This is a genomic window from Nocardia sp. NPDC057272, from assembly GCF_042668615.1.
Classification (GTDB): Bacteria; Actinomycetota; Actinomycetes; order Mycobacteriales; family Mycobacteriaceae; genus Nocardia.
In genome coordinates this window covers 1-12,243 of record NZ_JBHUYK010000020.1, presented here as the reverse complement: position 1 = coordinate 12,243, position 12,243 = coordinate 1, and the positions used below count along the sequence as shown (strand labels likewise).

The 12,243-nt window shown below is 69.8% G+C and carries 11 protein-coding genes; all 11 read left to right on the top strand.

The window, feature by feature from the left end; all coding sequences use genetic code 11:
• The first annotated feature begins 34 nt into the window (after nucleotides 1-34).
• The 11 genes from ACFULV_RS24150 (at nucleotide 35) to ACFULV_RS24100 (ending at nucleotide 12,132) form a co-directional block, all read left to right on the top strand.
• Nucleotides 35-1,162 (top strand): glycosyltransferase family 4 protein, encoded by a 1,128-nt coding sequence (locus tag ACFULV_RS24150; RefSeq protein WP_378660402.1) that lies wholly within the window; start codon nucleotides 35-37, stop codon nucleotides 1,160-1,162.
• Nucleotides 1,163-1,205: 43 nt separating this feature from the next.
• On the top strand, nucleotides 1,206-1,601 hold the full coding sequence (locus ACFULV_RS24145; RefSeq protein WP_378636572.1) for a polyketide cyclase / dehydrase and lipid transport: 396 nt from the start codon (nucleotides 1,206-1,208) through the stop codon (nucleotides 1,599-1,601).
• Between the two features lie 39 nt (nucleotides 1,602-1,640).
• Nucleotides 1,641-2,078 carry an SRPBCC family protein gene (locus tag ACFULV_RS24140; RefSeq protein ID WP_378636569.1) on the top strand — a complete coding sequence of 146 codons (438 nt, stop codon included), beginning with the start codon at nucleotides 1,641-1,643 and terminating at the stop codon, nucleotides 2,076-2,078.
• Nucleotides 2,079-2,104: 26 nt separating this feature from the next.
• Nucleotides 2,105-3,355: an ArsA family ATPase gene (locus tag ACFULV_RS24135; protein ID WP_378660399.1), complete on the top strand. Its 1,251-nt coding sequence runs from the start codon at nucleotides 2,105-2,107 to the stop codon at nucleotides 3,353-3,355.
• Nucleotides 3,345-4,040, top strand: coding sequence for a hypothetical protein (locus tag ACFULV_RS24130; protein ID WP_378660396.1), 696 nt, complete (start codon nucleotides 3,345-3,347; stop codon nucleotides 4,038-4,040). The genes ACFULV_RS24135 and ACFULV_RS24130 overlap by 11 nt, the downstream gene beginning before the upstream one ends.
• Nucleotides 4,037-5,032 carry an ROK family protein gene (locus tag ACFULV_RS24125; protein ID WP_378660393.1) on the top strand — a complete coding sequence of 332 codons (996 nt, stop codon included), beginning with the start codon at nucleotides 4,037-4,039 and terminating at the stop codon, nucleotides 5,030-5,032. Before ACFULV_RS24130 ends, ACFULV_RS24125 begins: the two co-directional genes overlap by 4 nt.
• 117 nt (nucleotides 5,033-5,149) lie before the next feature.
• A complete protein-coding gene (locus tag ACFULV_RS24120) occupies nucleotides 5,150-5,878 on the top strand; it encodes a lysophospholipid acyltransferase family protein (RefSeq protein WP_378636561.1) in 729 nt (242 codons plus the stop codon).
• Between the two features lie 174 nt (nucleotides 5,879-6,052).
• Nucleotides 6,053-7,432: an ABC1 kinase family protein gene (locus tag ACFULV_RS24115; RefSeq protein ID WP_378636558.1), complete on the top strand. Its 1,380-nt coding sequence runs from the start codon at nucleotides 6,053-6,055 to the stop codon at nucleotides 7,430-7,432.
• A 97-nt stretch (nucleotides 7,433-7,529) separates the two neighbouring features.
• Nucleotides 7,530-9,083: an alkaline phosphatase D family protein gene (locus tag ACFULV_RS24110; RefSeq protein ID WP_378660390.1), complete on the top strand. Its 1,554-nt coding sequence runs from the start codon at nucleotides 7,530-7,532 to the stop codon at nucleotides 9,081-9,083.
• A gap of 51 nt (nucleotides 9,084-9,134) precedes the next feature.
• Nucleotides 9,135-10,406, top strand: a complete 1,272-nt coding sequence (locus ACFULV_RS24105) for an FAD-binding oxidoreductase (protein WP_378660387.1) — start codon at nucleotides 9,135-9,137, stop codon at nucleotides 10,404-10,406.
• Between the two features lie 232 nt (nucleotides 10,407-10,638).
• Nucleotides 10,639-12,132: an MFS transporter gene (locus ACFULV_RS24100; protein ID WP_378660384.1), complete on the top strand. Its 1,494-nt coding sequence runs from the start codon at nucleotides 10,639-10,641 to the stop codon at nucleotides 12,130-12,132.
• Nucleotides 12,133-12,243 lie beyond the last annotated feature (111 nt).

The following is a 12,243-nucleotide window of genomic DNA, read 5'->3' as shown; positions in this document are numbered from 1 at the left end:
CCACCTGTCAGCCGACCGATTAGGTTGTTCTCTTATGGCCCGAACTCTGCTGGTTACCAACGATTTCCCGCCTCGGCCGGGCGGAATCCAGTCGTATCTGCAGGCGCTGTCGAATCAGCTGCCGCCCGAGGACCTGGTGGTGTACGCCCCGCGCTGGCGCGGTGACAGCCACGAGAAGTTCGACGCCGCGCAGAAGTTCCAGGTGGTGCGTCATCCGACGACGCTGATGCTGCCGACCCCCGCGGTCATCAAGCGGGCGAGTGCGCTGCTGCGCGAGCACGACTGCGACACCGTGTGGTTCGGCGCGGCCGCTCCCCTGGCGGCGATGGCGCCGATGCTGCGGCGCGCGGGCGCGGAGCGCATCCTGGCCAGTACCCACGGTCACGAGGTCGGCTGGTCGATGCTGCCCGGTTCGCGCCAGGTGCTGCGGTCGATCGGCGAGCACACCGATGTGGTGACCTACGTCAGCAAGTACACCCGCGGCCGTTTCGCCTCGGCCTTCGGTCCGCGCGCGGCACTCGAGCATCTGCCGCCGGGCGTCGACCCCACCGAGTTCCGGCCCGACCCGGCCGCCCGGGAAGAGCTGCGCGCCCGCTACGGCCTCGGCGAGCGCCCGACGGTGCTGTGCCTGTCGCGGCTGGTCCCGCGCAAGGGTCAGGACATGCTGATCGTGGCGATGAGCGAGATCCGCGAGCGCGTCGACGGCGCGGTGCTGGTGATCGCCGGTGGTGGACCGTACGAGACGCGCCTGCGCGCGCTGGCCGAGGCGCTCGGCGTGCAGGACAGTGTGGTGTTCACCGGGCGGGTACCCTCCGGTGAGCTGGCCGCCCATCACACGATCGCCGATGTGTTCGCGATGCCGTGCCGCACGCGCGGGGCAGGCCTGGACGTCGAGGGCCTCGGGATCGTCTTCCTCGAGGCGTCGGCGACCGGGGTCCCGGTCGTGGCGGGAGATTCCGGCGGCGCCCCCGAGACGGTGCGCGAGGGCGAGACCGGCATCGTGGTGCACGGCCGGTCGGTCCCGCAGATCAGCGATGCCATCGTCGAGCTGCTCACCGACCGGGACAAGGCGGCCGAGATGGGCGCCGCGGGCCGGGCCTGGGTGGAGCAGAACTGGCATTGGGACCGTCAGGGCGCCCGCTTGCGGGAACTGCTGCGGTGACACCTTGGCGGGGCCCGGTGTGGCGTCCACTACGCTCAGCCGGGTGAGCAGTATCCAGGTCGCAGATCAGACCTTCCTCGCCGCACCCGGCACCGCGATCGCCGAGGTGCTCAGCGCCGCGAACAACTGGCGCCGCTGGTGGCCCGACCTGCGCCTCGATGTGCGCGAGGATCGCGGCGACAAAGGCATCCGCTGGACGGTGGCAGGCGCGCTGACCGGCACCATGGAGGTATGGCTCGAGGCCGTCCCCGAGGGCGCCATCCTGCACTACTTCCTGCACGCCGAGCCCACCACGGCCGCGTCGGAGTCGCCGCGCGCGCTGGCCGCGGCCAATCGGGCCCGCCGGGTCGCGGGTCGCAACATGGCCTTCGAGCTCAAGGCGCGACTCGAAGCCGGTCGCCCCGCGGGCGTCGCGCCCGCGATCGCCGCCGCCCCCTGACAGGCATCGTTCCCAGACAGAAATGAGGGCTTGGCTGCCATGGCCGACCGGACTCAGAGATCGATTCTCATCGACGCACCGTCGCAGCAGGTGATGGCCGTTATCGCGGATCTGGAGTCCTATCCGGAGTGGGTGGCCGCCGCGAAGTCGGTCGAAGTCATCGATCGCGACGCCGAAGGGCGCGCGGCCACAGCACGGTTCGTGCTCGACGCCGGCGTCGTCAAGGACACCTACGTGCTGTCCTACACCTGGCGCGCCGACGGTAGAGCGGTGAGCTGGCGGCTGCTCGAAGGTGACCTGCAGAAGGCCCAGGACGGCAGCTACGAACTCCGGGACCGGCCGGGGGGTGGCACCGAAGTGGTCTACGAACTCACCGTCGATCTGAACATCCCGATGATCGGCATGTTCAAACGCAAAGCCGAGAAGGTCATCACCGACACCGCGCTCAACGAGCTCAAGAAGCGGGTCGAAGGCTGAGCGCCCCGGGCGGTACCCGCGTCGAATTGTTCGTCGGCAAGGGTGGTGTCGGGAAGACGACGCTGGCCTGCGCGACGAGCATGACCTATGCCCGCTCGGGTCAGCGTGTGCTGATCGCCTCGCTGGATCAGGCCCATTCGCTCGGCGACGCGCTCGGTTTCCGTTTCCCGCACGATCCGGGCACCGTCGCCGGGGTGGCCAGGGTGGCGCCCGGCATCGAGGTGATCGAGATCGACTCGCTCGCCCTGCTCGAGGACCGGTTCCGCGATGTGGTGGCGATGCTGGCCAAGGGCGGCGGCCACGATCACGGCTTCGACCTCGCCGCGCTGGATCCGGCCGAGCTGACCGGGCTGCCCGGTGTGCAGGAACTGTTGATGCTGGTCGAGATCGCCCAGTACGCCGAGGAGAACGACTGGGACGTCATCGTCGTCGACTGCCCGCCCTCGGCCGACATGCTGCGCATCGTCACCGCCCCCGACACCATGCTGGCCTATCTCGAACGCCTCTGGCCCAAGCATGCGCGCACGATGAGCGCGATCGGACTGGATCTGCGCAAGGCGGTGCTCGCGGCCGCGGTCGAACGGGTCGTGGTCGCGGTGACCCAGGTCCGCGATCTCCTCGCCGACCGCACCCGTACCAGCGCCCGCCTGATCACCGGCCCCGAACAGGTCGCCGTCGCCGAGGCGCGGCGGGTGCGTTCGGCGGCCGCGTTGCTGGGCCTGCGGATGGACGCGGTGGTGGTGAACAAGGTGCTGGCGCCGGTGCCACCGCCCGGCGACAACGCCCACCCGGCCGTGCACTGGTACCTGAACCGCCGCGCCGAGCAACTCGAGGTGGTGGCCCGGCTGCACGAGCAACTCACCGATGTCCCGATCCTGATCGCCCAGCACGCCGGCGCCGAACCGGTGGGGGTGAATTCGCTGGCGGCCTTCTCGCATTCGGTCGACACGCTGTCCGCCTCACACGCGCAGGGAGCGGATTCGGGCGAACCGATGGTTCGATGGGAGTCCGGCTCCGGTGTCGACTCCGTGTACGCGATGCGGATGCGGCTGCCGGTAGTCGATCCCGGCACCTTGCGGCTGGGCCGAGTGGAGGACGATCTGATCGTGGGAGCCGACGGGGTACGCACACGCGTACGGCTCGCGCCGGTGCTGCGCCGCTGCACAGTGGCGGGCGCCGAACTCGACACCGGTCACCTCGTGGTCCGCTTCCGGCCCGATCCGCGGGTGTGGCCCGCCGATCCGAACTACACGAAGGCCACCGCAGATGAGCACTGACTCCCAGTCCGAGCGCCACGGCCACGACGGCTTCGCCGAGTTCACCGAGGAGCTGCGCCTACTCTCCGAAGTTCTGCTCGCCCGGGTCGAACCCGTGCTGCGCCGCACCGCCGCCGACGGCCGAGCCGACCTGGGCGGTTGCGCCTGGTGCCCGGTCTGCGCGGCCGCGGCCCTGCTGCGCGGCGACCACCACGACGTCGTCGCGGCCCTCGCCGACCACGGCACCTCCATGGTGACGGTCCTGCGCGAAGCCCTCGCGGGCATCCCCGTCGAACCGGTTCTCCCGCCGGAATGGGCCGAGCACGCTGCGGGACACCCGCATTCGGCCGACGACCACGCCGCCGCACCCGAGCCCACGGAGCAGCCCCCACGCCCCAGCGATGCCACGGGTCTGCAGGATCCGGGTTCCAGCCCGCGCCGGCGAGCCCCTCGCCCGGACCAGTCCAGTGCCCCGCGCCCACGCCGGGTCGACGAGTACAACGCGCCTCGGACCACGCGCACACCGCACATCACCCCCGAACCGGACCGCGCCGACGCGACCGCGCCGGGCGCTGACACCTTCGCCCCCACCGCGCCGCCGACGGCCGCCACCCCGAACCAGCGCCCCAGGGCCGAGGATCGGTCGGCCGCCGCCCGCGCGCCACGCTCGCAATATGTCGACATTCCGGTGACGATCCGGGGATGACCAGCAGGATCGACCCGCAACACCTGCTCACCGTCGGCATCGATGTGGGTGGCACCAACATTCGCGCCTCGGTGGTCGACGGCGACGGCGAGGTGCTCGACACCGTGCAGGCGCCGACCCCGCATTCGGCGCGCGCCCTCGAGGACGCGATCGACCGCTCGGTGCGCGAGCTGGCCCGGCGGCATCCGATCGCGGCGGTGGGGCTGGCCGTCGCCGGTTTCATCTCCACCGATCAATCGACGGTCCTGTTCGCCCCGCACCTGCCGTGGCAGAACGCCCCGGTCGCCCAACGGCTCACCGCGCGGCTGGGCCTGCCGGTGATCCTCGAACACGACGCGAACGCCGCGGGCTGGGCCGAATACCGCTTCGGCGCGGCGGCGGGCGGGCAGACGGTGGTGCTCGTCGCGATCGGCACCGGCATCGGCGCCGCGCTGCTCATCGACGGTCAGCTCTATCGCGGCAGCCACGGCATCGCCCCCGAACTCGGCCATCTCCAGGTCGTGCCCGAGGGCCGTGCCTGTCCCTGCGGCAAACACGGCTGCTGGGAGCGCTACTGCAGCGGAACGGCGCTGGCCGACACCGCCATCGAAATGCTCGCCACCGACCCTGTGCGTTCGGTGCTCGCGCGCGACGTTCTGCGCGACCCCGGCTCGCTCACCGGCCGCCGGGTCGCGGGCGCCGCACAGGACGGCGATCCACTCGCGGTCCGGGTGATGGCCGACTTCGCGCGGTGGCTCGGACTCGGCCTCGCCTTCGTCAGCGATCTGTTCGATCCCGACCTCGTGGTGATCGCGGGCGGGGTGAGCAGTTCGGCGCCGCTGTTCCTCGACGAGGCTCGCGAACACTACGCGAGCGCTGTCACCGGAGCCGGGCACCGGCCGCTGGCACGCCTGCGCACCACCCAGCTCGGAGAGGCCGCGGGCATGATCGGCGCCGCGGAATTGGCCAGGGCGGCGGTCGATGCGCCGGTGGCCGGTCGCGCGGCGAGATAAGGGTCACAGCCATGTGCTCCAGCTACCAGCTCGGGTTGGTTGTGACCTGCGACCAGCGGTAAAGTCGTTGTCCGACGAGGCTCTACACGACCATCACGGTCCCGGGGAAAGGACGCCATGTTCTACTGGCTGCTCAAGTTCGTTCTCGTGGGGCCGTTCATGCACGTGTACAACCGGCCCGAGGTCGAAGGGGTCGAGAACATTCCGACCGAGGGCCCGGCCATCATGGCGGGCAATCACCTCTCCTTCTCGGACTGGCTGTTCGCTCCGCTGCTGAGCCCGCGCCGGATCAACTACCTGGCCAAGGCCGAGTACTTCACCACCCCCGGTTTCAAGGGCCGGCTGCAGAAGTTCTTCTTCAGCGGCACCGGCCAGTACCCGATCGACCGCAGCGGCGCCTCGGCCGCCGAGGACGCGCTCACCGCCGCCACCAAGCTCCTCGACGAAGGTCGCCTCGTCGGCCTGTACCCGGAGGGCACCCGCTCCCCTGACGGCCGCCTCTACAAGGGCAAGACCGGCATGGCGCGCCTCGCGCTGGAGACCGGCGTCCCGGTGATCCCGGTCGCGGTGATCGGCACCGACAAGGTGAGCCCGCCCGGACCGTTCAAGTGGCGTCGCCAGAAGGTCACGCTGAAGTTCGGTGCGCCTCTTGATTTCTCGCGCTACGAGGGCATGAGCGGCAACCGCTTCGTCGAACGCGCTGTCACCGACGAGGTGATGTACGAGCTGATGCGGCTCACCGGCCAGGAATATGTCGACGTGTACGCGCACAGCCTCAAGAAGGGCGTCGCACCCACCGACAACCAGATCGACGCCACCCGCATTCCCGAGACCAAGGCCGGCTGAGCCGAAACCTGGTGCGCCACACGATGAACCGGCGCACATCTACGTCACTCGGATCAATCCTTCTCGCACGCGTCCGCCGTTGCCCGGACACCTTCGCGCCCGATTGGTAACCTTTGCCAGGCACGGGCGGGCGGCCACCACAGATGGCGGGCGTCGGGGACAGCGAGGTAGACGATGGCCGGAGGCGAATCCGACGAGGGTCGCGTCATGCCGTTCGCCCGGCGTACGACCCCTCGTGACGGCAATCCACCCACCGGCCGGGTAGTGCGCAGTGCGCGCTTGGCCGCGGTACCGGTGGCCTACGCGGGCCGCCGCATCGCGGGCTTCGGCAAACGCGCCGCGGGTCGCGACCCCGCCGCCGTCGACCGCGACATCCGCGTTCGCACCGCCGAACACCTCTTCCAGGTCCTCGGCGAGCTCAAGGGCTGTGTCGCGAAACTGGGCCAGCTCCTCGGCCTGCTCGAACTCGGCCTGGCCCCCGACCTGGCCGAACCGTACCGCCAAGCCCTTGCCCGACTGCACGATTCGGCGCCCGCCATGCTTCCCGGCGCGGTCCACGCCGAGCTCGCCACCCATCTCGGCCCGCACTGGCGCTCACTGTTCCTCGAATTCGACGACCGCGCCTCCGCCGCCGCCTCGGTCGGCCAGGTCCATCGGGCGCGCTGGCACGACGGCACGCAGGTCGCGGTCAAGGTCATGTACCCCGGTTCCCGCCGCGCGGTGCTGGCCGACCTGCAAGCTCTGCGTCGCGCCACACCGTTGTTCACCGCACTGCTGCCCGGCGCCGACACCCGCCCGGTGGTGGAGGCGCTGTGCAACGAGATCCGCGACGAACTCGACTACGCCCGCGAAGCCGTCAACCAGCGCGCCTTCGCCACCGCCTTCGCCGACGACCCCGATGTCGTGGTGAGCCGGGTGATCGCCCAGCGCGGCGACGTGCTGGTCACCGAATGGCTCGACGGTGTTCCCCTGTCCCGGCTGATCATTCGCGGCAATGCGAACGAACTCGACCGGCTCGGCGTGCTGATCATGCGCTTCCTGTTCTCCGCCCCCGCCCGCGCCGCCCTCGTCTACGGCGACCCGCACCCCGGCAATTTCCTTCGCATGCCCGACGGCCGGCTCGGCGTGGTCGACTTCGGCGCCTGCACTCCCTGGCCCGGTACCTTCCTCGACGTCGCGAGCGACGTGGGCGCCGCCGTCATCGCTGACTCCCCCGCCGACCTCGAGGCCGCCATGCGCCGCCACGGCTTCGTCGCCCCCGACCGCGACCTCGACATCGCCACCGTCGCCGCCCGACTCCAACCGGTCCGCGAAGCCCTGCTCGCCCCCACCTACCCCCTCTCGGCCGACTGGCTCCGCGAACAGGTCCGCCTCGCCACCGACCTGCGCCTGACGAACATCCTGCGCCAACTCACCATGCCGCCGGCCCACACCCCGATCCTGCGCTCCTTCCTCGGCGGCCTGGCAGTCCTGTGCCAGCTCCACACCGCCGTGCCCCTCCGCGCCGAATGCACCCGCTGGTACCCCGAAACCGCCGCCGCCGCGGGTCTGTAGACGCCTCACCCGAGTTCGGTCTGTCGTACGGCACCGTTCATGTTCCGTTGCCTTGCTAACGACCGCGTGTTCCGACCGGTGGCGCACCGTGACGTTCATGGCTGTTTCGGATTTCGCGATGTCTCGGCGCACGCTGCTGCGCGCAACCGCCCTCGGTGTGGTGACCGCCCCCGCGCTGGTGGCCTGCGGTGACGATGGGCCCGCACTGGTGCGAGCCAGGCCTTCGCTCACGCACGGGGTGGCGGTCGGGGATCCGCGCAGCGACGGCGCCTTGATCTGGGCTCGCTCGGATACGCCCGCGACACTGGTGGTGGAGACGTCGGCGAGCGAGAAGTTCACCGACGTCAAGCGATTCACCGGGCCGCTGCTCACCCCGGCGACCGACGGCACCGGGCGGGTGCGGGTCAACGGTCTGCCCGCCGGGCAGCTCGTGCACTACCGGGTGCGCCTCGATGGGGAAGGGGGCGCGAGCTCGGAGGCCCTCACCGGCGTGTTCCGCACGGCGCCGACCGCGCCCGCCGACATCTCGCTGCTGTGGTCCGGTGATGTCGCCGGCCAGGGTTTCGGGATCAACCCGGACCTCGGCGGCATGAAGGTGTTCTCCGCCATGGCCGCTCGCGACCCGCACCTGTTCCTGCATTCCGGCGACTGCATCTACGCCGACAACGCGCTGAAGGAATCGGTGACGCTGCCAGACGGCCGGATCTGGCGCAACATCACCGCCGAAGCGAAGAACGCCCCCGCGGAAACCCTCGACCAGTTCCGCGGCAACTACGCCTACAACCTCACCGACGACAACTACCGCCGGTTCAACGCCGCCGTCGCCCAGATCGTCCAGTGGGACGACCACGAGACCACCAACAACTGGTCCCCCGGCGGCACGGTCGCCGCCGACAAGGGCTACACCGAGCGCAGCATGGACACCCTCGCTACGCGTTCCTGGCAGGCCTTCCACGAGTGGATGCCCTTGGAGCCCAAGGAAGCCGTCGACGGCCGCCTCTACCGCAAGATCTCCTACGGCCCGCTGCTGGACGTGTTCGTCCTGGACATGCGCGCCTACAAAGACGCCAACACCGCCAATACCGCGCCCCAGGGCCAGATCCTGGGCGCCGCCCAGATCGCTTGGCTCACCGACGGGTTGAAGAACTCCAAGGCCACCTGGAAGATCGTCGCCGCCGACCTGCCGCTGGGTGTGGTCGTCCCCGACGGCAAGACCGCCTTCGAAGGCCCCGCCAACGCCGCCCCCGGCGCACCGTCGGGCCGCGAGACCGAGATCGCGCAGGTGCTCTCGGCGATCAAGGCGAACAAGGTCAGCGATGTCGTCTGGCTCACCGCGGATGTCCACTACACCGCCGCGCACCACTACTCCCCCACCCGCGCCGCCTTCACCGATTTCGACGAGTTCTGGGAGTTCGTCTCGGGCCCGCTCAACGCGGGCGCCTTCGGCCCCAACCCCCTCGATCCGACCTTCGGACCCGAGGCGGTCTACGTCCACGCGCCGCCCACCGCCAACACCTCCCCGATGGATCCGGAGTACCAGCACTTCGGCGAGGTGAAAATCGACGGCCGCACCGGAGAAATGACCGTCAACTTGTGCGACGCGACCGGAAAAGTCCTGTTCACCAAGCAACTCGCGCCCACGCGGAAATAGGTGCGAAGTACCCTGCGCAAGAACCGCGCACCTATGGTTAGCTATGCGGTCATGGGCACGCCGCATACCGTCATCTCCGAAGAATATCTCCCCACCGATACGGCGGATGTCGTTCGCACTGTGCGTGATTCGCGCGGTCGGTCGGAACGGTTGACGGTGCGCGGCGGTGAACAGACCGAAGAGTCCTATGGCCTGACCGATCAGCGCGGGGCGCTGTCGCTGCGCAAGATGAATTCGGTGCTCGACATCAACCTGGGTCGGCGCACCGTGCGCGTGCAGGCGGGCGCGAAGCTGTCCGAGATCGACCGCCGCCTCGGCGCGCACGGCCTCGGCCTGCCGGTGGTCGGCGATCATCGCGACATCACCGCGGGCGGCTTCGCCTCCGTCGGCGGGGTGAGCACCGCCTCGCATCGCTACGGCATGTTCATCGACCAGATCGTCGACCTCGAGTACGTCGACCCCGACGGCCGGATCGGCACCTGCGGGCGCGGACACCACACCGAGCGGTTCCACCGCATCCTCGGCGCGGGCGGTCGCGCGGGCATCATCACCGCCCTCACCCTGGACGTGGTCGAGGTCGACAAGGACCACACCATGCTCACCACCGACGCCGACCGGTTCCTCGACTTCGACTCCTTCGTCGAGCACGCGACCAACGAGATCACCAACCCCGGCAGCGCGGCGCTGCAGGTCGGTCGCTGGGTCGACACCGCCCCGCTGAAGGTGGCGCGCCCGGTCGGCACCGGCCAGGTGACCCTCGGCGCCGTCCGTTTCGGTCAGTGGTCGAGCCTGTACCCCACCGCCCCCACGCGCGGCCTGCGGGCCCGGCGTGAGGTCGGCACGCGGACCCGCAAGTCGCTGGGCGCCATCGCTTCCGCCGCGGGCGGCCGTGCGGGCATGCCGGTCCGCAACGCGGCGGCGGGCGCGCTGATGTTCGCGCCGAAGGTCCTCACCATGCGCGACGCCGAGTACCTGGCCGACACCGTCATCAACTCCTCCGAGCGCGGCCCCGCCTACCGCGTCGGCGTGTTCGCCCCGCTGGCCAACTACGGTTCGGTCTTCTACGGCCTGCACGATCTGTTCTCGGCGCACCGCGAGCGCTCGGGCTGCTTCACCGTCATCTCCGCGATGACCTACGGCGTGCGCTCGGAGTACCTGCGCGCCGAAGCCGCCGCCCGCGGCCTCACGCCCGCCGACTACGGCCTGATCACCTTCACCTGCCGCCTGCGTCCCTCGGCCCTGCCCTCGGAGCAGCTGCGCGAGATCGTCTCGGGCATCGACGACATCTGCCGCTCGGAGCAGGGCCTGCGCTACAGCGTCTGAGGAAGGACTCGACGGGTTCGGCGTTTCGCCCGGCTGCGCGTATTCGCGCACTGTGTTACACGCCTGACCCGCTGGTCACGTCGGTTTCGACGGCGACCATCTGACTATCAGTCATATCCATCTCCCAGTGGATGGGATAGTCGGCTCTACGGCTCACCCGGAGAAAGTGTGATGTCGGTTACGCATTCCGATCGTTCGTCGGATGCGGGCCCCATCCTCGAAAGGACCTCTGATGGTCGCTCCCACTCCGACACCCGCCGTGGACCGCTGGACCCCACGCCTGATCTTCTCGCTCGCCTCGATCGTGCTCCTGCTGGAGATGCTGGCGGTGAGCTACATGATGATCTCGACGGCGCTACCGTCGATCGCCGCGCACTACCAGACCACCCAGGGCGCCTGGCTGCTGACGTCGTTCCTGCTGGTCGGCGCCGTCACCGCGCCGCTGATCGGCAAGCTGGCGGACATGTACGGCAAGCGCAAAGCCCTGCTCGGTTGCGTGACCGTGGCAGCGGCGGGATCGCTGCTGTCGGCGATCGCGGGCAGCTACGCGGTCCTGATCGCGGGCCGTGCGCTGACCGGCCTGCTCATCCCCTGCCTGTTCCTGAGCTACTCGCTGATCCGGGACGTGTTCCCGGCGAAGACGATCGCGCTGGCGGTCAGCATCGCCACCAGCGGCATGGGGTTGATCGCGATTCCCGCGCCGTTCCTCACCGGGTGGCTGATCGACAACCACGGATTCCGCAGCATCTTCTGGTTCTTCGTCATCGGTCTCGCCGTACTGGGCGCGCTGATCTTCTTCACGACGGCCGAGTCGTCGGTGCGGCTGCGCTCACGGATCGACCCGCTCGGAGCGTTTCTGCTCGGCGGCGGCATCGCCGGCATCCTCATCGCGGTCAGCTTCGGGCCGACCTGGGGCTGGCGTGACAGTACGACGATGGCATACCTCTTCGGTGGTGTCGTGCTGCTGCTGGCCTGGCTGGCGAGCGCGCGAATGATCCGGGAGCCGCTGATCGACCTCGACGTGCTCGGCCGCCGTTCGGTGCTGCTCACCACGATCGGCGCCGGACTCTGCTACGGCGCCAGTGGCCTGTTCACCATCCTGCTGCCGATGATGGCCATGACACCGGCCGTGTTCGGGCTCGACTACGGATTCGGCGTCACCGCGGAGGGTTTCGCGATCTTCCAGGCGCCGGTGGGGCTGATGGTGGTGGTCGGCGGTGTGCTCGTGGGTGTGCTCGTCGGCCGCCGCGACGTGCGCCCCCGCATCCTGATGACCTGCGGCATGCTGCTGATGGCCGTCGGATTCGTGCTGACCGCCGCCGTGCACGACAGCAAGCCCCTGCTGATCGTCTTCGCGGGCATCTTCGGCACGGGCATGGGCATGGCCTACGCCGCGATCCCGAATCTGCTGATCGAGGCCGTGCCGCCGCAGTTGCAGGCGGGCACCGCGAGCATCGTCGGCGTCTCGCAGAGCGTGTTCCCCGCCGTCCTGCCGGTCATCGCGTTCACGATCATGAACAACTCCTACATCGCGCCGATCCCGCCGGAGATGACGCAGGGCGCGGTGTTCTATCTGGACCGCGGCTTCACGATCGCCTTCCTGATCGGTGGCGCGACCGCGTTCGTCGGCGCGGTGGTCGCGGCGGCGCTGCCCCGCCGGATCGTGCAGCTGTCCGCTCCGCGCACGGTGGAAGGACCGGAGGAAGGACTGGTGTTCGCGCACTGAGGCATTCGATGCCCAGAGCCGGTCGTGCGCTCGCACGACCGGCTCTGTCGTTCTCGGCGCACACACCCTCCGACAACGAAAACGGTCGCCGCGACTCCCTCGGCTGAGGGC